Annotated in this window: 16 protein-coding genes and 3 tRNA genes; 9 read left to right on the forward strand and 10 right to left on the reverse strand. The window is 33.9% G+C overall.

Features of this window, described 5'->3' with window-relative positions; translation table 11 throughout:
• Positions 1–18: 18 nt before the first annotated feature.
• Entirely contained in the window at positions 19–660 is a 642-nt protein-coding gene (locus K4L44_00155) for an O-methyltransferase (protein ID QZE14354.1), read from the reverse strand.
• A 21-nt stretch (positions 661–681) separates the two neighbouring features.
• A complete protein-coding gene (locus K4L44_00160) occupies positions 682–1,911 on the reverse strand; it encodes an insulinase family protein (GenBank protein QZE14355.1) in 1,230 nt (409 codons plus the stop codon).
• Positions 1,912–2,312: 401 nt separating this feature from the next.
• Between K4L44_00160 and K4L44_00165 the strand changes: the two genes are divergently transcribed.
• From K4L44_00165 to scpA, 6 genes are all read left to right on the forward strand, one after another.
• The gene (locus K4L44_00165; GenBank protein QZE14356.1) at positions 2,313–4,613 is read left to right on the forward strand and encodes a carboxypeptidase-like regulatory domain-containing protein; all 2,301 of its coding nucleotides are present in this window, start codon (positions 2,313–2,315) and stop codon (positions 4,611–4,613) included.
• Positions 4,614–4,669: 56 nt separating this feature from the next.
• A tRNA-Phe gene (locus tag K4L44_00170) sits at positions 4,670–4,742 on the forward strand.
• 161 nt (positions 4,743–4,903) lie between these two features.
• Positions 4,904–4,976: transfer RNA gene (locus tag K4L44_00175), tRNA-Phe, on the forward strand.
• A gap of 40 nt (positions 4,977–5,016) precedes the next feature.
• Positions 5,017–5,089: transfer RNA gene (locus tag K4L44_00180), tRNA-Phe, on the forward strand.
• Between the two features lie 724 nt (positions 5,090–5,813).
• Positions 5,814–7,691, forward strand: a complete 1,878-nt coding sequence (locus K4L44_00185; GenBank protein QZE14357.1) for an acyl-CoA mutase large subunit family protein — start codon at positions 5,814–5,816, stop codon at positions 7,689–7,691.
• Positions 7,692–7,756: 65 nt separating this feature from the next.
• Positions 7,757–9,910, forward strand: a complete 2,154-nt coding sequence (scpA, locus tag K4L44_00190) for a methylmalonyl-CoA mutase (protein ID QZE14358.1) — start codon at positions 7,757–7,759, stop codon at positions 9,908–9,910.
• Between the two features lie 374 nt (positions 9,911–10,284).
• Here the strand turns inward: scpA and K4L44_00195 are convergent, their stop codons facing one another.
• Complete coding sequence (locus tag K4L44_00195; protein ID QZE14359.1) at positions 10,285–11,403, reverse strand: ISAs1 family transposase; 1,119 nt, start codon at positions 11,401–11,403, stop codon at positions 10,285–10,287.
• Between the two features lie 281 nt (positions 11,404–11,684).
• Here K4L44_00195 and K4L44_00200 point away from each other — a divergent pair, with 281 nt between their 5' ends.
• Together K4L44_00200 and K4L44_00205 are read left to right on the forward strand one after the other, a co-directional pair.
• Entirely contained in the window at positions 11,685–12,950 is a 1,266-nt protein-coding gene (locus K4L44_00200) for a transposase (protein ID QZE14360.1), read from the forward strand.
• 368 nt (positions 12,951–13,318) lie between these two features.
• Positions 13,319–14,437 carry an ISAs1 family transposase gene (locus K4L44_00205; GenBank protein QZE14361.1) on the forward strand — a complete coding sequence of 373 codons (1,119 nt, stop codon included), beginning with the start codon at positions 13,319–13,321 and terminating at the stop codon, positions 14,435–14,437.
• Here K4L44_00205 and K4L44_00210 read toward each other — a convergent pair.
• The 3 genes from K4L44_00210 to K4L44_00220 all read right to left on the reverse strand — a co-directional run bounded on the left by K4L44_00210 (position 14,434) and on the right by K4L44_00220 (position 15,843).
• The gene (locus K4L44_00210; protein ID QZE14362.1) at positions 14,434–15,183 is read right to left on the reverse strand and encodes a transposase; all 750 of its coding nucleotides are present in this window, start codon (positions 15,181–15,183) and stop codon (positions 14,434–14,436) included. The genes K4L44_00205 and K4L44_00210 overlap by 4 nt on opposite strands.
• 23 nt (positions 15,184–15,206) lie before the next feature.
• Entirely contained in the window at positions 15,207–15,497 is a 291-nt protein-coding gene (gene tnpB, locus K4L44_00215) for an IS66 family insertion sequence element accessory protein TnpB (protein QZE14363.1), read from the reverse strand.
• Between the two features lie 175 nt (positions 15,498–15,672).
• A complete protein-coding gene (locus K4L44_00220) occupies positions 15,673–15,843 on the reverse strand; it encodes a hypothetical protein (GenBank protein QZE14364.1) in 171 nt (56 codons plus the stop codon).
• A 114-nt stretch (positions 15,844–15,957) separates the two neighbouring features.
• On the opposite strand from K4L44_00220, the gene K4L44_00225 reads away from it, so the two are divergent.
• The gene (locus K4L44_00225) at positions 15,958–16,209 is read left to right on the forward strand and encodes a VOC family protein (GenBank protein QZE14365.1); all 252 of its coding nucleotides are present in this window, start codon (positions 15,958–15,960) and stop codon (positions 16,207–16,209) included.
• Between the two features lie 231 nt (positions 16,210–16,440).
• On the opposite strand, the gene K4L44_00230 is transcribed toward K4L44_00225, so the two are convergent.
• Genes K4L44_00230 through K4L44_00245 form a run of 4 tightly spaced genes read right to left on the reverse strand, consistent with a single transcriptional unit; the run spans position 16,441 to position 25,240 of the window.
• On the reverse strand, positions 16,441–17,787 hold the full coding sequence (locus tag K4L44_00230; protein QZE14366.1) for an ATP-binding protein: 1,347 nt from the start codon (positions 17,785–17,787) through the stop codon (positions 16,441–16,443).
• An 18-nt stretch (positions 17,788–17,805) separates the two neighbouring features.
• On the reverse strand, positions 17,806–22,155 hold the full coding sequence (locus K4L44_00235; GenBank protein QZE14367.1) for a hypothetical protein: 4,350 nt from the start codon (positions 22,153–22,155) through the stop codon (positions 17,806–17,808).
• The gene (locus K4L44_00240) at positions 22,145–24,538 is read right to left on the reverse strand and encodes a hypothetical protein (protein QZE14368.1); all 2,394 of its coding nucleotides are present in this window, start codon (positions 24,536–24,538) and stop codon (positions 22,145–22,147) included. Before K4L44_00240 ends, K4L44_00235 begins: the two co-directional genes overlap by 11 nt.
• Before the next feature lie 6 nt (positions 24,539–24,544).
• The gene (locus K4L44_00245; protein QZE14369.1) at positions 24,545–25,240 is read right to left on the reverse strand and encodes a hypothetical protein; all 696 of its coding nucleotides are present in this window, start codon (positions 25,238–25,240) and stop codon (positions 24,545–24,547) included.
• Positions 25,241–25,265 lie beyond the last annotated feature (25 nt).

The raw sequence follows: 25,265 nt of genomic DNA on the forward strand, positions 1-25,265 counted from the left end.
TCGACCTTTTTAAGTAGTCTATCTTTTACGAAGCATCGTAATCCCATCTCTTAATGGAAGAATGGTGGTTTCAACTCTAGGATCATTTTTTACATGATCATTAAATGCAAGGATTCCTTTGGTTTGGAGGTCGTTATTAGCTATTGGCTCAACCACTTTCCCATCCCAAAGGGTGTTATCTGCAAGAATTACTCCTCCTTGAGACACTTTGTCTATTACCATTTCATAGTGCTCAACATATCTTCTTTTGTCGGCATCCATAAATACGAGGTCAAATGTTTCGTCTAACGCAGGAACGATTTCTTCAGCATTCCCTATATGTTGAATAATGGTCTCTGAAAGTCCTGCTTTTTCAAAGTATGAAAAGGCAAACTCTTCTAACTCATCATTAATTTCAACCGTATGAAGTTTTCCTCCCTCCTTTAATCCTTTGGCAAGAGATATGGCTGAATAACCAGTGAAGGTCCCAAGTTCGAGGATATTTTGAGGTGAAACTAATTTGCTTAAAAATGTGAGGATCGAACCTTGAAGGTGTCCAGAGCACATTCTCGAATATAAAACATTGGCATGGGTGTCTCTATCTAATTGTGATAAGATAGGATCTTCGTTGTCAATGTGATTTAAAATATATTGTTCTAAGTCTAATGATGAGTTATGCATATAATTTTTGTGTCTCGTAATTTACTCTTTCGATTGATATGTAAGAATCGACATCTGATCTTCTTGTAGAATTTGATTTGCTACTTCAATAATTTGCTCAGAAGTAATTGTATTAATCTTTTTTTCTATCTGTTCTAGTGATGATAGCGAATTGAAGAACATATAGCTTTTTGCTGAAGATAGCATGACCTCTTCACTATTTTCTTGAGATACGGAAATCTGTCCAAAGAGCTGCTTCTTTGCTTTGGATAACTGAAGCGTTCCAAGTTTCTTGTCTCTAAGTTTTTTTAGCTCTTTAAAGATTAGTCCTTGTGCTCTATCTCCATTTTCTGGGTCTGTTCCGTAATATATGGATAAAAGCCCCGTATCTGAATAAGAAGTTATTGTTGATTCGATGTTATATGCCATTCCATGTCTTTCTCTTATCGCCAAGTTAAGTCTGCTATTCATCGAGGTTCCTCCTAATATGTTATTGAGAAGGACTGTGGTGGTTCTATCTTTGTGTCCTATTTCATGTGCAATAGTACCAATGATCGTATGATTTTGATAGGTCTCTTTGTCTAAAATTAGATGTTGAGGTTTGTAGTTCTCAAATTTTAAACGATTATGTTCTCTTCTGTTTTCAGGTAGGTCCTCAAAGTAGAACTGGATTCGTCTTTTTAAACGTTCAAAAGGAATATCTCCAACAAAGCACAAAACCATTTGATCTGTATGATAGTTTTCAGACATGAATTTTTCAATATCTTTCTTTTCATATGTCATGATCTGTTCAGGGGAACCTAATATTTGGCGTCCAAATGGATGGCCTTTAAAGAGAAGATCTTCAAAATCATCGTATATTAACTCAGAAGGACTATCTAGATACGAATTAATCTCTTCAATAATGACCTCTTTCTCTTTCTCTATCTCATGTTTAGGGAAAGTACTATTTTTCAATATATCGCTCAGGAGCTCAATGGCACGTGTATAGTCATTCTTCAAAAATGTGGAATATATCGCAGTCTCCTCTTTTGTAGTATATGCGTTTAAGTCTCCTCCAACATCTTCAAGTCGACTGAGTATATGGTATGCCTTTCTATTCTTTGTCCCTTTAAAGATGACATGTTCAATGAAATGAGCCATTCCAACCTCTTCGTCTTTTTCATCTCTGGATCCAGTGTTTAAAACGATTCCAAAGTGAGCGACAGTGGAGTGAGTTGGTATATGTACCAATCTTATCCCATTGGTTAATGTAAAAGCGTTATATTGCATCGAATATGATTTTATTGAGCTGCAAAAATAGAATTTAAAATCGTTATAATAAGCACTTTGAGCTCTTTTTTTATTCTGTGATTATTGCTGCTCACAAAGTTCCTTATACCTGGTTTTTTTCTTTCTTTCGTCTGTTAATATCTTTGTAGTTAGAGTTTTATGTGTTGTTTGCTTGTTTATTGTGTTCGTATACTCAAAATTCGTCTATTGGAAACCATTTTATAATTACATATTTACTGTTGTTAAGTATAATTATGTCTGTTTATAGTGTTATTTTTAGCAGCAAAAATAGATATATGTCAATCTCTAAGAAAACTGTTTTATTCCTGCTATTATTTGTAGTATGGTTAAATGGCACCACTCCTGTATATGGGCAATATTCTTTTCAAACGATAAGTGGTATGATATTAGATCAAGATACGCATACCCCTATACGTTCAGTATCTGTATTAGTTGAAGGTACAAGTAGGAGATATGAAGTTCTTTCTGATACAAAAGGTTTTTTTCAAATAACAGGTTTACAAGCTGGGAGTTATACCATTTTCGTGCGATATATAGGATATAAAACAGTATCTGTTTATGGAATTGAAGCAAATGAGAACAAAACGCCATTTATAGAAGTGTTTTTAGAGAAAGAGGTAAAAGAGACACGTAAGGTAATACCTCGTTCAGAGCAGATATATATGGTTCCTTATTCTGATGTTTTATATGGGAGTGGGGCAACACAAAGTGTGATGTATGGAATTCCTAATAAGAGCATATTGGATAAGAGTGCCGCAACTGAAACTTATGATGGCGCTTATAAAGTAGATCAATGGGGAAGCTCTTATAGCTTCAATGCTATATCTCCAATATATAATATTACCAAATTAGGGGATGCTCTAAATGTTCGATCTCCATTTATTACGGGATTACAGAGTGAAAGTTTACTGGGATATAGTGATGATTATGTTTTGAATTCTGCATATCACTATAACTCTTCTCAAGCTTTTCACTCTTCATCTACGATTGGGGCAACACAAGAATTAGAGAAATATCCAGGATATTTTAGAGGGAATGAGATGGGTTTTGGTGTCCGCAGTGATGGCTTTCAAGTGAGGGGACAAGGTGGGCTAAGACCTTATGAACAGCTTGCTAGGTCATCTTATAAGTTTAATCTGAACTATTTTGATAGCAATCTTATATCACAGAAACTTTTTAGAAATAGTAATATTCCTAAAAATATTGATTTCAATATGTTAGTTCATATTCCAACAAAAAAAGTTGGAAGGTTTGGAATATGGACAAAAGCTGCTTTCCAAAATCAAAATATTAGTGCTATTGATAGTCTCTATATCCCATTTGGTGTGCGTCCGTATAGTGATATTTCAGATGAGAAAGGGGCTTTTGCAATGGGGTTAGATCATAGTTTATCTCTTTTTAATAAGAAACTAATCTTAGAAGGGAGTGTCGGATGGAAGAAAGATTATGACAGAGGGGTTGAAACAAATAACCGTATATCAGACTTTTCAAGAAGTTATGATCTTTCAAGTAATCAGCTTGGATGGTCTTACCGAGTTAAATATATACCTTCTGTCTCTCATCAATTTCAACTTAGAGTCTCTGAAACTTATGATAAAATGGGATTGTATGATTTAACTTATAAAGAAAATAAAGAGAATCGCTTTTACGATCTAGACACATTGAAGGTAAAAGAACGTACTTTTTCTTTGGGCTATACCACAAGATATTCAAATGCAGTCTCCTCTTTTATTGGAGGGAAATATTCAACAAATGATCTGTTAAATACAAATCTGTTTTCTGGAAATATTGGTTTTAAGATTGAGTTTACTCCTCATGTTTACTTAAAGTTAGGAGCTGATGTTGGTAAAAGTCTTATGCCTTGGTCTGTGTATGTAACCAAACAGGACATTCCTAAAGACGGGGAGGAAGTGATACCATATAAGAGTCTTCCACAAGAATCTTATATTAGTGGGGATGTTCGTTTGGATGTCATTTTGCCTTCAGAAATTCGTTGGACAGTGGAAGGAGAGTATAAAATGCTTGATGATTTGTGGGTTGAAGCTTCGTCATCCTCCTTTGCGATGGTAAATTGGGCAATAAATCCGTACCAATCCTTACCTAACAGCTTGTCCGCATCGGGAAGTGGTTCAATTTTAAAGATTTCATCTACTATTAAGAAGGGATGGAGTAAGGGTACTTTCTTTGAATTGAATGGTTCATGGTACAAAACTTCTCTTACAACTTCTGATCAAATCACCCGAAAAATGGCTTGGGACCCTTCATTCGTTGTTTCTGCTCGAATTGGGGGCCGAATTGACTTGTCCACGAGATCTTATTTTTCAGGAGGGGTAAATACTCGAGTCTTGGGTGGAAGAGAATCTTTTGCAGTAGATATAAATAAATCGAAAATTAGCAATAGAACGTTCTATAACACGACGGGAGTGTATAATGATAAATTGAAAACTTCTTTATTAATTGGAGTGAATGTGGGATGGAATTATAATGCAAGAAAGGTGGGACACCAAATTCTTTTTCATTTTGAGAATATTACTGATGGAAATTTTTTTGGATATAAATACTATAGTTTTGATCAAAAAGAAGTGGTTGTACCTAAGTCTGTTGGGCTTTATGGAAGGGTTTCATATATCATGAATATTGGCTTTGAACGGTCAAAGAAAAGAGAGAAAAAATGGTATTAATATTTGGAGGTTAGATTTAATTACTTACTTTTGCACCGCACTTGAGAAAAATAAATGGTGCCATAGCTCAGTTGGTAGAGCAAAGGACTGAAAATCCTTGTGTCCCTGGTTCGATTCCAGGTGGCACCACTGTTTTGTTTAACTCTAAAGAGTGTAATAATTTATCTAAACTTTAGGGTTGGATGGATATTTTAGAAAAGGTTTTATTTTAGCGAGTTTCTTTTTAGTTTTGGTTAATTGGAATTGTTAATGTTAGGTTGAGTTAATATTGCTTTCCTTTTGCCGAACTCGGTGCCATAGCTCAGTTGGTAGAGCAAAGGACTGAAAATCCTTGTGTCCCTGGTTCGATTCCAGGTGGCACCACCGAAAGTGGGTATTGCCTTTTGAAATATTTTTTTTGTTTGGTGCCATAGCTCAGTTGGTAGAGCAAAGGACTGAAAATCCTTGTGTCCCTGGTTCGATTCCAGGTGGCACCACAAAATATAGAGGTTGTCTATTTATTTAGATAACCTCTTTTTTTTATGCATATTCCTTATCTGACGTTCTGTTCTAATGTTTTGCTCTTTATTGTATTGGAGTAAAAAGAGGAATTTAACGTTGGATAATTATGAATATAAAAAGCCCTTTTTGTTGGGGACAAAAAGGGCTTAAAAAGTTAGTTGTCGTAAAAAATTTGTGTGTTTTGCAAGTAGTAACCTAAACTTATCGTATTGGCTGCTCATGCAATTTCTCTTTGTGCGAAGAGAAATTTGGTTTAGTTGTTTTACCTATTAGGTTTAAAAGGATTACGTTTACGAATATGGGGATTTTGTTTGAGATACTGAAATAAAGCATGTTTTTTGTTATATGTTTCATAACACTGTGTTAAACTTTTGACTAACTTCCTTGTTACACTTTGCTTAAAAAAATAGAGTATGGGTTTGTTTTTTTGTGATATTAGATTCTGTTTTTGTATTATCCTGTAATACAGTTTATTGGTGTTGCTTTGTTTCTGTTTTGCTTTGTGTCTGAAATGATGTAATTTGCGTAGTCATAGTGGCCTCTGATGGAATATTTGTAGAAGACTTTATTGTCTTTATATATATTTTTTTTGTTTTTGTAGTATAAAATGGGTAAAAAAATGGTGTTTTTTGATGTAAAGCATTTGAAAACAATTAATTTTGGCAAACGATTTTTTCCTTAAACAGTTTTACCAAAATTATGGCAGAAAAAAATATAAAATTGTTCGAGGATTTTCCACCCATTAGTACTGAACAATGGACTGAGAAAATCACCGCAGATTTAAAAGGTAGGGATTTCGAAAGAGCCCTTGTATGGCGTACAAATGAAGGATTCAATGTACAGCCCTTTTACCGTGAAGAGAATTTAGAGTCTCTAAATCACCTAAATCAATTACCAGGAGAGTATCCTTTTGTTCGTGGAGCGAAGAAAAATGATAACGATTGGTATGTTCGACAAAATGTTGTTGTCGAAAATGCAGAAGATGCTAATACTAAAGCATTAGACATCCTTAATAAAGGAATTACTTCATTGGGATTCATTCTTGCAAAAGATGTTGAGGTTTCAGTGGAGTTTATTCAAACTTTACTTAAGGGTATCGATGTAACGGCTATTGAAGTAAACTTTGTGACTCGTTGCAAGAACAAAGCTGTTATTGATGCATTTGTTGCTTATCTTGATGCAAACAAAGTGGATGCTACTAAAGTAGCTGCTTCTGTTGCGAATGATCCAATTGGTCGTTATGTGTCAACAGGTAAGTTTGCTCATGGTGAAGATGCTGCAATGGATAGCTTGAAGAGCAATATGGAGGCTGCTTCTTCTGTGTCTAATTTCCGCACGATTGCTGTGAATGCTAAATTATTCAATAACTGTGGTTCTAGTATTTCACAAGAATTAGGTTATGGTCTAGCTCTTGGTGCTGAGTACATCTCAGAGATGGTGAAGCGTGGAGTTACTGTTGATGCTGTTGCTTCTGACATTAAATTCAACTTTGCTACTGGTGCAAACTACTTTATGGAGTTAGCTAAGTTGCGTGCAGGAAGAATGCTTTGGGCACAAATCGTGAAAGCTTTTGGTGCTGAAGACGAGAATGCTTGCAAAATGTTAGTTCACTCTGAAACGTCTCAATGGAATAAGTCAGCATATGATCCTTATGTAAATATGCTTCGTACTCAAACCGAGGCGATGTCTTCCATTCTAGGAGGTACGGATTCTATGACTGTAAATACTTTTGATAAAGTATTTGGTGAAAGTACGGATTTCTCTGAGAGAATTGCTCGTAACCAACAGTTGTTGCTGAAAGAGGAGTCTCATTTTGATAAAATAGTTGACCCAGGTGCTGGATCATACTATATCGAATCTCTTACAGAATCGATTGCCGAACAAGCTTGGGAAATCTTCTTGTCTGTACAAGAAAAAGGAGGATTTATGGCAAGCCTTAAGGTGGGTAGTATTCAGGATGATATTAAAGCTACTTCATCAAAGAGAGATCTTCATATTGCTACTCGAAGAGAGAATGTATTGGGTGTAAACCAATTCCCTAACTTCACAGAACATATGGATCGTGAGTTGACTGATGCTGTTTTAGCTCCTGTTGACGAAACTGCTGCAGATGCTGAAATCGCAACTTTGGCTACTTATCGCGGTGCAGAAGCTTTTGAAGCTCTAAGATATAAGACGGATCTATTTGCGAAAGAAAATAAGCGTCCATTGGCTTATATGTTGACTATTGGTAGCCTTTCTTTTAGAAAAGCTAGAGCTCAATTCTCATGTAACTTCTTCGCTGTTGCTGGAATGGATGTTCAAGATAACAACGGATTCAAAACTATCGATGAAGGTGTTAAGGCAGCAAAAGAAGCTGGTGCTGATGTGATTGTTCTTTGTAGTTCAGATGATGAATATGAAGCTTTCGCTCCTGAAGCATTAAACTTGATCCAAGATGAAGCTATCTTTGTTGTCGCTGGAGCTCCTAAGTGTATGGATGAACTTAAAGCGAAAGGCATTGAGAATTTTATTCACGTGAAGAGTAATTTGCTAGAAGACCTTAAAGGTTATACTGCAAAGTTGGGAATTAAATAATTTGAAGTTTAGAGATAAACTTAAAAGTGTATTGCTTTTAGGTATCTAACAATCTTATTACTATTATGAAGCCAGATTTTAAGAGCATCAATATAAAAACAGCCAATAATAGCACAGATGGCTTTACTTGGCAAAAAAACAATGGGATTGAGAAAAACTGGATGACTCCAGAACAGATCCCAGTTAAACCAGTTTATACTAAAGAAGACCTTGAAGGTATGGAGCATTTAAATTATGCTTCTGGTCTTGCTCCATTTACACGTGGACCTTACTCTGCAATGTACGCAATGCGTCCTTGGACAGTGCGTCAGTATGCAGGGTTCTCTACTGCTGAGGAGTCTAATGCATTTTATAGAAGAAACCTTGCTGCTGGTCAGAAAGGTCTTTCTATTGCATTTGATTTGGCTACTCACCGTGGATATGATTCTGATCACCCTCGTGTAGTTGGTGATGTAGGTAAAGCTGGTGTTGCAGTGGATTCGATTATGGATATGCGTATTCTTTTCGACCAAATTCCATTGGACAAAATGTCTGTTTCAATGACAATGAACGGTGCCGTTCTTCCTATTATGGCATTCTACATTGTTGCTGCAAAAGAGCAAGGGGTTTCTATGGATAAATTAGCTGGTACAATCCAGAATGATATCCTTAAGGAATTTATGGTACGTAATACCTATATTTTCCCTCCTAAGTTCTCTATGAAGTCGATCGCAGACATCTTCGAATTTACTTCAAACTACATGCCTAAGTTTAACTCTATCTCTATCTCAGGTTACCACATGCAAGAAGCGGGTGCAACTGCCGATATTGAGATGGCATATACATTAGCAGATGGTTTGGATTACTTGAGAACAGGTATCAACGCAGGTTTGACAGTAGATCAGTTTGCTCCACGTTTGTCGTTCTTCTGGGCAATCGGAATGAACCACTTTATGGAGGTTGCGAAGATGCGTGCGGCACGTATGTTATGGGCTAAGATTGTGAAGCAATTCAATCCAAAGAATCCTAAGTCTATGGCTTTGCGTACACACTCACAAACATCTGGATGGTCTCTTACAGAGCAAGATCCATTTAACAATGTGGGACGTACTGCTATTGAGGCAATGGCTGCTACATTAGGTCATACTCAGTCACTTCATACAAATGCATTGGATGAAGCGATTGCTCTTCCAACAGACTTCTCTGCTCGTATTGCACGTAATACCCAGTTGTATCTACAGCAAGAAACTGAAATTTGTCGTTCACTTGATCCATGGGCTGGTTCATACTATGTTGAGTCATTGACTCAAGACTTGGCTCATAAAGCTTGGGAGCGTATCGAAGAGGTTGAAAAACTAGGTGGTATGTCTAAAGCGATCGAGACAGGTGTTCCTAAAATGCGTATTGAGGAAGCTGCTGCTCGTGCTCAGGGGCGTATCGATTCGGGTTCTCAGACTATTGTTGGTACAAACAAGTATCGTCTAGAGCAAGAGGATCCTATCGATATCTTAGAGATCGACAACACTGCTGTTCGTCAATCACAAATCGAGCGTTTGAATAAGCTTCGTTCTGAGCGTAATGAGGAAGAGTGTCAACAAGCACTTCATGCCATTACAAGATGTGCCGAAACTGAAGAAGGAAACCTATTGGATCTTTCTGTTAAGGCTGCAGAGAAACAAGCTTCTCTTGGAGAGATCTCAGATGCTTGTGAAAAAGTATGTGGACGTTATAAAGCAGTGGTTAGAACTATCGAAGGCGTGTATAAATCAGAAGCATCTAACGATAAGGAATTTACAGAAGCTCAGGAGCTTGTTGCTAAATTCGCAGAGAAAGAGGGTCGTCAACCTCGTATCATGATTGCAAAAATGGGTCAAGATGGTCACGACCGTGGAGCAAAAGTTGTTGCTACAGGGTATGCCGATCTTGGTTTTGATGTAGACATGGGACCTTTATTTCAAACTCCAGAAGAATCAGCTAAGCAAGCTGTTGAGAATGATGTAAACGTTCTTGGTGTTTCTTCATTGGCTGCAGGACACAAGACTCTTGTACCAGCAGTTATCGAGGAGCTTAAGAAGTTAGGTCGTGAAGATATTATGGTTATTGCAGGTGGTGTAATTCCAGCTCAAGATTATGACTATCTTTATGAGTCAGGTGTTGTTGCTATTTTCGGTCCTGGAACTAGTGTGTCAACAGCTGGTAAGAAAATTATGGAAGTACTTATTGCTTCATGTGAAGAGTAATACATTTTCATTACAATTATATAAAAGGGTATCCATTGGATACCCTTTTTTTTTACTCTTTTTTTTGAAATTGATTCATCGTTCTTTTCTTACAATCTTTCCTCATTCATTAAACTCTGATCATATTTCTATAATACTTAGTGGATCTAACTCTTTACTCCCAAATATCCTTCCTCCTATAAATAGTGTCCACATTATGATGAAGACTGTTGTGTTTCATTTTGAAATATAATGGGATCAATTGCTTATTGGTTTTAATGTATTGACCGTGTTTTTGTTTGTATTTGCGTCTTTAATGTTAATTGTATGTTAATAAACTTATTTAAGTTAAATTATGTACATTAGTATTGTTAAGCAGGGCTTGTTCATGAAATTTAAGCAGCGAAGACATCGTGTATTTTATCAGTATTGTGCACAAGTTCTTCTCTTAAAATATTTAAGTTGTTGTAACTATTTATTTCCATTAACTTACTGCATATAAATAACATAATAGAGGATATCGATTTTTGCAATCCATGATCTAAAGACTTTAATTTGTCTTCTCCAAAATTAACATCACGAATACGATTCATTATTTCTATTTTCCAATGACCTCTAATAGCTCCAGCAATTTCATCGATTTTCCCATTATAATTTGTGATATAATATCGTGTTTCTGTACTCCTTTTATCTCTCTTTACATTATAACTCTCTCTTGTCACTTTAATCATATTACATATGCCACTATTACACCATCTAGGATCTAACATTTCTGTATTTATTGGGTATATTTCGTACCTCCTAGAGTCTATTCTTCCATGCGACTTGTCTATTTCTGTCATCACATCATCTACTTTTATATGATTGGATGTATGTACTAAGTCATCCTTTAATTTCTGCTGATTGGACTTTATTTGAGTTAAATAGAATCGACTATTTTGGTGAATATTAGACAACAGATTTTCTGAATTATGCATTGCATCTAGTGTTACCTTTGCCTTCTCTGGCAACTCAAGAATATGATCATAAACAATGTTCTTTTCACTCTCTTTTGTTCCATCATAAAAGCCTAATAACTGCTGTATATTTGTGTTATGACCAATAGAATAAACAATACTTAACCCTCTCTTTTTATTGCTTTTAGAATCTATACTTCCTCGAAGTTCCTTCCCATCAATAGATATCCATTCTGTAGAAGAGTATACTTCATCACAAATTGTCAAAAAGGAATCATAATCAAATTCAGATAGGATTCTTGTTAACTGAACTCGACTTATACAACTGTCGATATCTTTATGCAAACAGATACATAGTTTCTCGTAATGACGAACCATATTGCGATGAATTTTATTCATACTTAGATGACCATAACTTGTCAGAATTGAGATAATAAAAAGAGTGATAACAAAAGCCAATTCGTGCTTAAGTCCTACATGACTCCTATTATCTACCAATTTGACTTGTAATTTCTCATAGAATCTTCTAATTTCGGCACTTGAAAGGTCGTTATTCATAATTTATATCTGTTTTTACAAATCCAAATATAATATGAATAGTCGACCTTTTCTCATTTAAATAATTCATGAACAAGCCCTGTATTGTTAAGTATTTAGATTAGTTTTTATTTATTGCTAAAAATCAATAGTTGTATATATATTTGACTACCTCCCGAAAAAAGTTGTATTATTACTGCAAGTATCTGACATTCACAATATAATATATGTGTAAAAACGAGGAAAGCTAGATTGAAAATGTTATTTTAAGTGTGAAAACATAATCATTTAAAACCTAGCTCATGAACAAAATACTTACAAAACAAATACAGAACAAGCTAAGTCTATATTTTTGTAAATTAAATAGTCATTTAACCAAACCAGAATTACGTTGTACACGTGAGATAACAACAGGTATTCTTAAGACAGGGTCTGTTATTATCAATCAAATAGCAACAGCTATAGGGGATTCTATAAACAAACAACAAACGACCAAAAGGCTTCGAAATCATTACAATAAAAAAGGTTTCTTTTTAAAACTTCTTAGAGGCCATATGGATTGTGTGTCAGATACAATTCATGAAGGAGACTACATTCTATTTGATGGATCAGATATTCAAAAGAAATATGCTAAGACCATGGAAGGTCTGGATTTTGTAAAAGATGGAGATGAGAAAAATAAGGTTGGATTAGGTTATTGGCTTATGAATGTTGTACATATTGATAAGGCCAATAAGATGACACCTTTGTATAATAAGCTGTACAGTTTCGATCATGGAGCCAAGAGTGAAAATAATGAAGCAATCGAAGCATTAAAAGAAGTAGATAATGCTATTTCAAAGAATGTAACTTGTGTGTTTGATCGAGGATTTGATCGTCAGATTATTAAGGATTATGTTGTTAGTCAACAAAATAACTTCATAATCAGATTGAAAAAGAATACCAAATTAATATACAAAGGCAAAGAAACTACTGTATCTACAATTGGGAAAAAGATTCCATTCTTCATGGAATTAACTGCCAATAAAAGAGGCAAAAACAAAAGTAAAAAGATAAACTTTGAGTGTGGTGCTGTTAAGGTTAAATATAGAATAAAGCAGAGGGAATTTGAGCTATGGCTTGTTGCTACAAAACGCAAATCAGGAGGGAAATGTTGGTTATTAACCAACTCACCTAAGCATACAATAACAGAAGTTATTAGTGAAGCTTTTCAAGCATATGGCTTTCGTTGGAAAATAGAAGAATACCATAGACATATCAAATCAAGCTATGATTTAGAGAATATACAAATAAAGAAGTTTGATGGACTGCAATGCATGTTGGCAATTTTAACCATTGCAATGGGAATCCTTTATAACACATTAGAGTCCATGCATCTAAGGTTGTTGCTAGATAGCAAAATTAAGATACTTGATAAAAACAAGGTATCTGAACTCAGAAATTTTATCTATTATAAGATAAGTACGATAATTAAAATTTTATTGGCAAATGTTTACACAAAACATATAATACAGAGTAAACAGACACAAGTAGACGTAGGACAAATGAGACTCAATCTAGATTTCTGACTAAAAAAACGGGAGGTAGCCAATTGTATATATATGTAATGATGCATTAATATACGGCTGTTGATTTTTGTTCGTTAATCGAACTATTTATATAATCTAAGTATTTATATCAACATTTATGAGTTTAAATTACCAAAATCCGGGCAAATACTCTTTGCTTCGGAGGGCTTTGCTTTGCTTGTTCTTTGTAACTACTCAGGTTCTTTTTGAGTCTAATAATCACACAAAAGTTCCAAACACGTTGTTTTAGTGATGATTGTTAATAATAATAGGCCGTATTGTTGATCAGGGCTTGTTCATGAATTATTTATATGAGAAAAGGTCGACTATTCATATTATATTTGGATTTGTAAAAACAGATATAAATTATGGATAACGACCTTTCAAGTGCCGAAATTAGAAGATTTTATGAGAAATTACAAGTCAAATTGGTAGATAATAGGAGTCATGTAGGACTTAAGCACGAATTGGCTTTTGTTATCACTCTTTTTATTATCTCAATTCTGACAAGTTATGGTCATCTAAGTATGAATAAAATTCATCGCAATATGGTTCGTCATTACGAGAAACTATGTATCTGTTTGCATAAAGATACCGACAGTTGTATAAGTCGAGTTCAGTTAACAAGAATCCTATCTGAATTTGATTATGATTCCTTTTTGACAATTTGTGATGAAGTATACTCTTCTACAGAATGGATATCTATTGATGGGAAGGAACTTCGAGGAAGTATAGATTCTAAAAGCAATAAAAAGAGAGGGTTAAGTATTGTTTATTCTATTGGTCATAACACAAATATACAGCAGTTATTAGGCTTTTATGATGGAACAAAAGAGAGTGAAAAGAACATTGTTTATGATCATATTCTTGAGTTGCCAGAGAAGGCAAAGGTAACACTAGATGCAATGCATAATTCAGAAAATCTGTTGTCTAATATTCACCAAAATAGTCGATTCTATTTAACTCAAATAAAGTCCAATCAGCAGAAATTAAAGGATGACTTAGTACATACATCCAATCATATAAAAGTAGATGATGTGATGACAGAAATAGACAAGTCACATGGAAGAATAGACTCTAGGAAGTACGAAATATACCCAATAAATACAGAAATGTTAGATCCTAGATGGTGTAATAGTGGCATATGTAATATGATTAAAGTGACAAGAGAGAGTTATAATGTAAAGAGAGATAAAAGGAGTACAGAAACACGATATTATATCACAAATTATAATGGGAAAATCGATGAAATTGCTGGAGCTATTAGAGGTCATTGGAAAATAGAAATAATGAATCGTATTCGTGATGTTAATTTTGGAGAAGACAAATTAAAGTCTTTAGATCATGGATTGCAAAAATCGATATCCTCTATTATGTTATTTATATGCAGTAAGTTAATGGAAATAAATAGTTACAACAACTTAAATATTTTAAGAGAAGAACTTGTGCACAATACTGATAAAATACACGATGTCTTCGCTGCTTAAATTTCATGAACAAGCCCTGTATAGTCTGACTGGATTACTTTTTTCTCGATATGTTTGTATAGTGGAGAAAGTAGTTCAGCAGCCTTCCTTATCCATCCATTGATGGTTGCTTTAGGAAAATCAATTCCTGATCTTTTAAAGATCCCTTGGGCTCTATAAAGAGGTATATGGTCGTAGAATTTACCAACAATAAATTGACTTATTAATGAGTTCCCCGCCATACATTTGGGGATAAGATCCGACGGAAGTTCGGAGATGATAATGTTATCCTTTTCGGGTAAACGATATTTTGGACGAACGATTTGTCTTACATAAAGCTTACCTGGACTAAATTCAATTCTCTCTGATATCTCTTCTCCAATACGAGTTGCTCCCTCTGGGACATCATCAGGTTCAATCACTTCTACTTGACGAGGAAGGTCAGAAGGGATACTTTTTCTTTTTGCCTTTTTTTTCTTCTTAACAACCTCAATAACCTCCTCTTCTGGAGAAGATATCTGTAAGTCTTCTAGATTTTTCTCTTCGACTTCAAGAGCTAACTCTAATTGGTTCGGATCTTTATAGGTTTCTTTGGTTGAGCCAAAGATGCGTCTTTGAAGATAGGCAATCTGTGCCTTTAAGGATTCGTTTTCTTGTTTTAAACTAGTAACTTCAGAGTCGACATTAGAGTATTCAGTCATCATCTTCTGGAATTGATCCAAAAGATCTTCTTTACTTACATCCTCTATGATATCGCTCTTATTCATGGTTTAAGGATACACATATTTATTTAAATAACATAACGTTTTTGTCTTTTATATTCTTTGACAAGAACACCTTCTATAAGAAGGACAAGATCAGTGTACTCAAGATGCATTGATGTTAAGTCTTTTATTTCAGGAGGTCTAAAGGTTCCTCTCTCTAGTCGTTTCACAAAAAGAACAAAACCACCTCTTTCCCATTTAAGTAATTTCATCATGGTACGACGTTTGTTCAGAAAGATAAATACATCCCCCGAAGTAATATTGGCATCAATATTATTCTGCACCAATCCGGATAATCCATCAAAACTTTTCCTCATATCAGTTGATTCAGAATAGAGGTAAAAACGATCATTTGAAGATATTGAAAACATCAGCCTTGAATCTGGATTAATGATCGAAGCGTCGATATTGTCGTTGCTGAAGAAAGTTGAAGGGTTACACCATTGGGATAAGTGATAACGATCTCTTCTTTTATTTGTGAGGTTTCATTGTCTAATGTGACAAAAAAACCTTGAGTTTCTTTTGAATACTCCTTCTTATATTTTGCCTTCCAATACTATATACTGATAGTTTTATATTGTTCTGTTTACAGTAATCGATATTGCTTAGTCCACTATTGTGTTGTGCTTCTATGAGATCAAACATATGTGCTTTTTTACTCATCTATTTCTTCTTTTTGATTATGATTCAAAAGTAGAAGGCTGTAAATTAAAACACAAGATGTGAATAACCGAACGCTTACGTTTAAGAAGACAACTATTCATAAATAGAGATTACATGAAAAAGCAGATCATCATATCTTTGACATTTCAAAATAATCAAGCGGAAGATGCAATGCACTTCTATATCTCCCTTTTTAAGAACTCAAAGATTATTAATGTACAACGATGGGGCAAACATACACCAATTGAAGAGGGGCGAATTATGCAAGCGACATTTGAACCCGACGGCATTTTTTTTATGTTTAGTGACAGCCATCCAATACATGATTGGAACTTTACTCCAGCCGTTTCAAACTATATAGAGTGAGAAAATGAGTATGAGATTGAGAGACTCTTTTCTAAACTATCTTAACATGGTACTGTCGCCATGACTCTCAACAACTATAGATTCAGTAGTAAGTTTGGCTGGGGCATCGATACCTATGGAGTATGAATTCAGTTAAACCTAAAATAAAACCATATAGATCTCTTATTTTGTCCCATAAAGGAGAAGAAATACACCAACGAATAACCCCATGATTATGGCCCGCATGAAGATTCATAATCTAATAAGTTTATCTTGTTTTACAATCTCTTTTTTCACACCTTCTTTGATTAGCTTCAATGTTATTTTTTTATTTGGATGACTAAGTAATTTTAAAACACAATATGACAGTACATTAATTATAGCTCCACCAGAAAGTTCATAATTATAAGCCAATGGTGAAAAATCAATTGACTGATCACAGAAAAGACCTTCAGAAAAAGATTTATTCCATAATCTTAATCGTAAACTTGCATCCGGTATTGGGAAATTAATAACCAGCTGAAAACGCCTCCAAAAAGCATCATCAAGATTTGATTTTAGATTCGTAGCCAAAATAATAATCCCAGAAAAATCTTCAATACGTTGTAACAGATAAGAAACCTCTTGGTTCGCATATCTATCATTTGATGAATTCGTAGACGAACGCTGTCCAAACAATGCATCTGCTTCGTCAAAAAACAATATCCAATTTTTATGTTCCGCTTGATCAAAAATATTTCTCAAATTTTTCTCTGTCTCCCCAATATATTTAGATATTATCATAGATAAATCAATTCGATACACATCTAGACCACATCGTTTACCAATTAATGAAGCTGTAAGAGTTTTTCCAGTGCCGGAACTTCCATAAAAAAGACAACGATATCCAGGTTTTACTTTTTTACAAGAATTGGTTAAATTATTTATCTCATCAGCTCGGACGATTCTTGTTATCAAAAGATCAATGTCTTTTAAAACTTGTTTAGGAAGGACTAGGTCATCCCAATCCATATCAGTATGCAGCAATTTTGCAGGGAATTCCATACTAAAATCTGGTTTATGAAATTCTCCTGTTGTGGCTCTATTTAGATAGTCAGTTGAAATAGTCAATCGTCTACTAAAAAAAGGTTCACCATTGACATCATTTTCTAGTGATAAGACATTGTTCTGAATGAACTTACTTTTATGATCAAACAGATTTAATACATCCATACGCTTCTTTAAATCACCTCCTGATATAATAAAAGCAGCAGTCTCTCCTGTTGGTAGAAATCCTCCATGAGATTTACCAATCCAACCACCAAATTCACTATAACATTTATCTGTTATTTTATTTTTCAAGAAAAAAAGATCAAGAATTTGTGGGGCCAAGTGAGGCACCAACGACAGTATAAATACGATACGTTCATAAAAATTTAATTGCAGATCCTTAACTACAGTAGCATAAGGAGAATTTATCTCACTAGAAATATCTATAGGTACAATCTCTTCTATTTCTGAGTATTGACTCTCTTGGTTAAAATAAAGTTCTACTCTTGTTTGTATAACTCTCTGTAACCATATTAACTCTGCCTGTAGAATAGAATAATCGACTTTCATAACAATAAGTTTAAAATATCACCTCCAATCAATATAAATAACACGGTCCATCCATGGATACTTTATGGTTCTAAAACTCCATGGACAAACATCTAATAACATATCATAAGGTTTGGCTTCCACCCTCAAATACCAAGCGTTGTCCTTTAGATCCAACACTCCATCTCGTTGTAAGAAAGACTCTTTAAACCCTTCAATAGAGGTTTTTCCAAGACCTCTCCATGTAGAGATAACATGCTTTAGTAACCCTTCCGTAATTTTAAGTTCCTCTTTATTCATCTGATACTCTTTAATGATAGGCTTTCCTGTCTTAACACCACAAAGTTGCTTATTCAAGACCAATGTATACTCTGGGGATCTACAGCAACCATTGACAAGGTATTGTAAAATATGTATTGCTTTTTCAGCTTGTTCTTTACCACTAAACACCTGTTTTGACAAGAATCCTAATCGCTCAAAAAGCAATGGGAAAAATGGAGCGAGAAGAACCAATCCAGCATTAGATATATATATATTCTCGGTAAAAAATTCTTCTTCAAATGAGGAGGTATCCACCTCTCTAACCTGCAATTTTGGTCTATTTAGTTTTCGAATAATTTCTTCTTTTTCAATCATAGGCATTTGTCTTTTTTCAACACACTTGATGAACCTCAGCTTCTCTGTTTCAGGAATTGATCTTACAATTTCATCGATTAACAGAGAAGAGTATTTATCACATACAAACCACTCGACCAACAAGTCTTTTTTATGAAAGATAATCCAACAAATGAGTTCTTTAAATTGAATAAGATTGCTACGATTATAAAATAATAACAGATTAAAAATCTGATCATTAGACAATTTTTCAAGAGGCAATAAATTAATCGAATCATTTAAAATTATTTCCTCTTTTTTCACCAAAGCAATAATGACCTTTGTATAAAAGACATATTTAATACATCTATATCTTAAAGAACGCTTCATTATTTTCTTCAATAAATAGGTCACAGTTGATTCAGATTCAGAACCATATTCATTTTTTAATAAATTTATAATAAAATCATTTAATTCATCTTCATATAACGACAAACAGATTCGTTCTATTAACCACTCTTTCTGTCTCAAATAAGCAATCCATCGAGTCCATTGCTCTTTATTATTTTGTAAATGCAAGAGCATTCTCAGAATAGAATCTCTATCTTTTCCATATACATAGCCATAAGTAAAAAATGTTATGATTTCACTAACATCATCCTTTAATGGTGATTCTATTTCATAAGATATTTCTACAAGCAGTTGTGAAACGTATTTCAGATGACCATGAACATTTAAACGTAGTAATTCATGATAAAATATATCTAAAAGGTCATGAAACCTTTTATTATGGTGATGAGCAAGTTTCTGCAACGTATAGTGTACAAATTCTTTATCATTAAATTTACTCCCTCTATTAAGATAGAGGAAATCTAATACAGTGTGTCGTACAGATTGTGCAAAAGCATGATCTTCGACTGAATCTCCAACTATAAATGAGGTATGAATAACTTGTTCATAATACTCTTTTATAAATTGAGACTCTGTCTTAAATTGTGAATAAATAAGAACTAAAAAATGATCACTCTCTAAATTATAAGCAAAACAATGACGAACGTTTGGATAGGGAAGATAATATTCAAATATTTCTTGTAAAAGCTTCATTTGTCCGTTCAACAATCCTTCCCATGCTTTTTGAAAAAGTAAGATATTATCTTCCTTCCCAAGTAAAAATGACACAACAACATCGAACCACACCTGAATACACTCTTCTCTATTTTGGAATAGAGCATGATCTTCTACTAAGATATCAAATAGAACATTTCCCAACTCGATTTCAATGTTAGATACAGGATCACAACTGCTTACACCTATTTTCATTTTAACAGACTGAATCACTTCGCTATATTCCATATCACATTGTCGAGCCATCTGTTTTAAGTTATACCTAATAAATCGCTTATGGTTAAAACTTCCTCTATTTTGCCATAGAGAGTCAAGAATAACATGAGCTACTGAAAAAGAAAATAGTCTAATATTCCTCTTCTTATCTAAAATAGAATTCATCCGAATAATAGTCTCATAATAGTCTAAAATAAAGGGAGATTCAGAAGGAAATACCAGCTGGATAAGAGAAACAAAAAACTCTTTATTGAGACTATAAATAAATCGATATCTCACATCTGGATATCGAAGATAATAGCCTAATAGATCTTTTAGTACTTCAATATGATCATTTTCCAATGTCTGCCATCCATTTACAAAAATCTTAACATTTTTATTTATCCCAAGTAAGAATGAAGTTATTTCATACAACGGTATTCGCAAGCAAACATTATGATCTTCTGCACCAAAAATATCCTCTTTCAAAATATTATTTAGATTTTTCTTTAAAGAGATCGATGAACTAGTCCCCAACGTATTAACATTAAATTCATCACACAACGACTGTAACAAAGCTTGATATGCAATATCATTCTTATAAGCTATTTGTTGTAAACTAAGCCTCACAAAAGATTTCTCATGAAAATTTACATCGCCATGACTTGAATAGAAGAAGTCTAGTATTACCTGCCGTACTTTCTGTGAAAATGAATGTGTAAACATTACATCCTTCATGCGAGAAATTACAAGAATCACTTGTTGATAAAAACAGATGACAAGCTGAGCCTTTTTATTGAATGACATTCGGATCAATGAAATAAAATACTCCTCATCCAATATAAAAACAAAACGATGACGAATATCATCATGTCGAAGGTAATAGTTTAATAAATCAATCAAAAAAATTATATGATTATCATATAAATCTTGCCATGCTTTTCTAAATTTCAATCTATCATTATGATTCCCTATTAAAAATGCAACAACCAATTCAATCGGGTCTTGTTCCTTAATCTCTGCCCTTTTATAATTTTTTGAAGCAAGATCAGATGTAAAAGAGGAGACAATCTCTTTGTAAGAAAAATTTTGATCAAATAATTGAGACACTTCACTGACTGAACTACCAATATATTCTATTATATCTTGGTGATTAAAATCATACTGCTGAAACACTCTATGTAAAATATAATGAACAAAAGATGTAGCATTGAAATCGATACACCCCTTATTTAGATACAAAAAATCAAGTATAACACTCCGTAAAGATCGAGAGAATATTTGTTCATTACCTTCAATGTGAAATTTTGAATTCATCAAGACCGCTTGTTCGTAACACTTTGAAATAAACGGATAGAGCATTTCAAACTGATGCTGAATAAAAAAAACGAAATAACACTCTTTCAACTCAGATACAAAACAAAAACGAACATCTGCATAGACAAAATAATAATCTAATAAATCGATTAAGTCCTTGATTTGATGACGGACCAATTGCATCCATGCTTTTTTGAATAATATAAAATCCTTATTTCTACCTAGTAAGAAAGACTCAACACAACGTAAGTCCTCCTGGTCATTTACATATTCAGTGAGAGGAGAAGCAAGGTCCTCATGTGATATTTCAACTAAAATATTCACCAATTTAGCATCCGTATTTTGTAGCGTAGTATTATTTTCAAGCTCTTTACTAAAAGATGATATCACCATCCAATAATCCAAGTTATAGTGTTGTGATATTTGGTGTAAATTATATTTAACAAAAGTCTTTTTATTAAAGAAGCTCCCTCTTTCAACCAATAAGTATGTAAAAATAAAATCCCATTTTACTATGGACATATTTATAGGAGTCGGTGTCTCTATTTGGTCAAGATGCGTGGCATATCTTTTGATAAACACACCCTCTACAGGCTCTAATATATCCACTGTCTTTTCTAACTCTTTTTCTTCAAACTGTCGAACCAAACGTTTTCTAAGGCATATATTATATTGTCCATAATATCTCAACCATCTTTCAAATAAATTTGAATGATGATATAAGACCTCTAAAATTACATCATTCAAAGAAACATAATTTGACACACCTCTCCAGCGCATTAAACCACCTAGTAAGAATTGACATAATAATTGCAGATAAACTTTACTTGTATCTATTTCTACAACACCATTCTTTTGATAGTTTGAACTATCAGAAAGAATCTTCATTAATTGCTTTCCAAGCTCTTTTTTATATATACTGACAAAATCATCTTGGAAATCTTTTATTGAAAAGCCTCCGAGATCTATTTCTAACCTATCTATTTGAAAAGTAGATTCAGAATTGGCAAGTTTAGAAAAAATTTCATCAGTCATCGCAATAATCTTCTTCGCAACAAGATTAGAGAGAAGCGGCTGAATTTCTAAGGCATTTTCCTTACTTTGACAATGAATATCGAACTTCAAAGTTTGAACCTTATGAATATTTCTACCTATCATATTTTCTTAGTATTTCTACTATTTCTCTTGATATTTCATCTAGTTTTTTTTGATTTTTGTCTTTTCGTTTCAATTCGAACCACAAATGGTATAGATCTTGAAACTTGTCTATCTGTTTATCTTCAAGCCAATAAAAATGAGGTAAGATATGTGCAGGCAAATTATACTGTACCGTCTCCTCAACCAATTTACGAAACTCAATATGACTAAATCGGCTACTCCAATTTGGGAAGACAAAACTTACTTGATGGGAGAATCTAGTCAATTGTGTCGTATTTAACACTTCCTGCGGTCTTAACAAGATATTATCAATCATTGTCACACCTTCACTTCCTCTATTTATTTTTATCAGGAAATATCTTAATCGGTTAATTTGTTCGATCGCAGTCTTTATCTTATTATAATTATGAAGGATAAGCCACTCTGAGTCATTTGGTTTTTTAAATACTACCACATAATCTCTCTCATTCTTTAATTTCCCCAAACGATAATTATCTAGGAATACTCCATTTATAAGAAAATCGACCTCTAACACCCCATCTCGATAGAACACAATATCATCAAACAACTCTTTTTCCTTTTCTTCAGACAATACCTCCGGAATACCAATAAGTGGAATACCCAAGAACTTTTCGTCAACGACCTCATTAGAGATATACTTCTTTTCGTCAACCTCTTCTGAAACATTTAGGTATGACTTAATAGGAATAGATTTACTAGAATCATGAAGTTTCATACCATATCTTCGAAGGATATCAGTATATCTCTTTCCTTCATAATCTTCAATATCTAAAAGCAAGCGTATCTTTTGTAAGATTGCGGGGCTATTGATTTCAGACAAAGGTTGGGTATAATCAAGCGTGCTCGCTTTATCTCGATTCAAAGGAATAATATTCTTTAAGAAATTTTGTTTCCGTTCAATCAATTTCTCCTCAACCTCTAAATGTGAATAATAGAAGTTGAACTGAGACAAGAGGTTCTCTGAGAATGATTCGCCATGTAAGGATAATAGAAAATCCAAAAAACGATTGGCACGATCAAAATGATTTATATCGGACTCTTGATGTTCACACCTCAACAAACCTTCTATTCCAGGAATGGAATACAAGCTATCATTATAATATGTTCTATTATTGGTATTAGATATATTGAACAAAGAGGATAGATGTTCTGTTTGTTTAAAGAAATTTGCCAAAATACGATCAAAAAAAAGTAGGTATCCTCTTAACTGTTCCGTTTCTGCAAATCTTTTATCTCCAATAGGAAAAGCATTTAATAATCCATAGACTGCAGGAAAATGATTTTGTATTGAATGATAATCACCAAAAGATAATACATTCCCTTTGATCGGTGTACTGATATTTTCAATATCTTCCATCATATTTCGAAGGCCAAAATAGGATGCTCTCAATCGCTGGTAATATTTATTAATTCTTTTTGGATCAAGTATAAGTGTTTTTCCTCCCTTAGTCATTTTCACCGTGAGATCTTGCACTGTTTTAGGCAAAATTAACAACGAGCTTTTGTTTTTCTCAACAGGCATTCTATCAACATAAAACACATCACCTCTTCTCAACTTCAAATGGTTGATACCAACAACACCTTTAATCTGCTGTACTGCTGCAAACATTTCATGCATTTGAATCTCTTTCGGTTTAGGTTGAAGTTGATTATCATCAATACACCCACACTCCAATGCCACACCACTTAATATCTGATCTAGACTTTTTTCACCTTTTCTTCCATGATAGGAAGAATAAGCAATTCCTGGGAACAAAAGCATAGCACACTCAAAATAAATTCTTGCAACGATATTATTCACATGTAAAGTATCGTCCACCTCTATTTCAGCATATAATTCGACTCCCTCCATTTCTAAGATAGAGACATCTAAGATATCTTCTCCAAGGTTTCTATTCTTCAAAAAGACCTCTCGTGCTTTATCACATATTTCTTTCTCTCTGCCCTCAAATCTACTGAAGATATCCATCTCTATTGAGAATAAACCAGTATGTTTATAATGATTAACCCAAACATTATAAACTCCAGGTACTTGGTCATAAATAATCTTTCTGTAATCTTTTTCCGTAATTGGTGCAGTAGGAAATACCTGAATAGGTGCATATAGACCTATCTGGTCTAAATGGATATCACCATGACTATCAGACAACAGATCGACTACACCAAAACGACTTATATATAACATTTCAGTAATAGCATAGCAGACCTGTTCTAATACCGTAATACCAGGATCGTGCAGGTTATAATCAGTCCATCGATTCCCTGAGAGTTGTTGAATAAGCTCTATGCCTCTCTGTTTCAACGACTCTAATGACACTTCATCGACAGGTCTATCTTTGGTTATATATATTGAATCAGTCATTACAAATTATTCCATAAAATGATTTTCCCACAAACAAGCGATATTATATTTAATTGTACATCCAACACCATAATTGGTTTGTGTTTTTATAGCCAAAGAGAAGTTGTAATGCTCTCCACACCTCCTAAATTTCACTTTAATTCGACGAAACCAACCCCTGTACATAGCCTGCGTATAACGTATTTTGTTCCTTTTATTGAATGCAGTTGTTGCAATCACATGTGCCATCACATATTTCTTTTGTTTATTGGTTGCACCAGCCATTATTTCATATGCATGACAACCATCCAAGTTTGTCATAATATCGTGCCATTGGCCATCTGCGGGGACTTCTCCAAAAGCATAATTCCCTATTCGACCTCTTGAGACGATTAAATTATTTGTAACCATCTCAGGAACATTTCGATCTTCTGATATATCAGCAAAAGTAGTACTACTACCACTTATTCCAGAAATATTCAGTTTCTTCTTTTGCATTCGACAACTCCATACCACTTCATCATCATCCATTCTTTTAATAAATTCGATCATCTCATCGCTATTGACTTTGGGGGCGACTTTTAAGCCGACCTTACGTGTTTGCTCATAAACGTCATCAACCAAATTTTCGCATGAATCTATCAAATCTGCAAAATGTTCTTCTGTAGGTCTTTTCCCTTTGTTAAAATATTTTTTTAGTGTTTCTCTATTACGTCTTGCCATAATAATAATGTATAAATTACCAGTA

The sequence above is a fragment of the Prolixibacteraceae bacterium genome, from assembly GCA_019720755.1.
GTDB classification, from domain to species: Bacteria; Bacteroidota; Bacteroidia; order Bacteroidales; family Prolixibacteraceae; genus Halosquirtibacter; species Halosquirtibacter laminarini.

What these genes read in the sequence shown, in the direction of transcription:
- K4L44_00205 (QZE14361.1), top strand. Translation starts at nt 13,319, where the DNA reads ATGGATAACGACCTTTCAAGTGCCGAAATTAGAAGATTTTATGAGAAA.
- K4L44_00240 (QZE14368.1), bottom strand. Translation starts at nt 24,538, where the DNA reads ATGACTGATTCAATATATATAACCAAAGATAGACCTGTCGATGAAGTG.
- K4L44_00160 (QZE14355.1), bottom strand. Translation starts at nt 1,911, where the DNA reads ATGCAATATAACGCTTTTACATTAACCAATGGGATAAGATTGGTACAT.
- K4L44_00185 (QZE14357.1), top strand. Translation starts at nt 5,814, where the DNA reads ATGGCAGAAAAAAATATAAAATTGTTCGAGGATTTTCCACCCATTAGT.
- K4L44_00225 (QZE14365.1), top strand. Translation starts at nt 15,958, where the DNA reads ATGAAAAAGCAGATCATCATATCTTTGACATTTCAAAATAATCAAGCG.
- K4L44_00165 (QZE14356.1), top strand. Translation starts at nt 2,313, where the DNA reads ATGATATTAGATCAAGATACGCATACCCCTATACGTTCAGTATCTGTA.
- K4L44_00230 (QZE14366.1), bottom strand. Translation starts at nt 17,787, where the DNA reads ATGAAAGTCGATTATTCTATTCTACAGGCAGAGTTAATATGGTTACAG.
- K4L44_00235 (QZE14367.1), bottom strand. Translation starts at nt 22,155, where the DNA reads ATGATAGGTAGAAATATTCATAAGGTTCAAACTTTGAAGTTCGATATT.
- K4L44_00155 (QZE14354.1), bottom strand. Translation starts at nt 660, where the DNA reads ATGCATAACTCATCATTAGACTTAGAACAATATATTTTAAATCACATT.
- K4L44_00245 (QZE14369.1), bottom strand. Translation starts at nt 25,240, where the DNA reads ATGGCAAGACGTAATAGAGAAACACTAAAAAAATATTTTAACAAAGGG.
- scpA (QZE14358.1), top strand. Translation starts at nt 7,757, where the DNA reads ATGAAGCCAGATTTTAAGAGCATCAATATAAAAACAGCCAATAATAGC.
- K4L44_00200 (QZE14360.1), top strand. Translation starts at nt 11,685, where the DNA reads ATGAACAAAATACTTACAAAACAAATACAGAACAAGCTAAGTCTATAT.
- K4L44_00220 (QZE14364.1), bottom strand. Translation starts at nt 15,843, where the DNA reads ATGAGTAAAAAAGCACATATGTTTGATCTCATAGAAGCACAACACAAT.
- K4L44_00210 (QZE14362.1), bottom strand. Translation starts at nt 15,183, where the DNA reads ATGAATAAGAGCGATATCATAGAGGATGTAAGTAAAGAAGATCTTTTG.
- tnpB (QZE14363.1), bottom strand. Translation starts at nt 15,497, where the DNA reads ATGAGGAAAAGTTTTGATGGATTATCCGGATTGGTGCAGAATAATATT.
- K4L44_00195 (QZE14359.1), bottom strand. Translation starts at nt 11,403, where the DNA reads ATGAATAACGACCTTTCAAGTGCCGAAATTAGAAGATTCTATGAGAAA.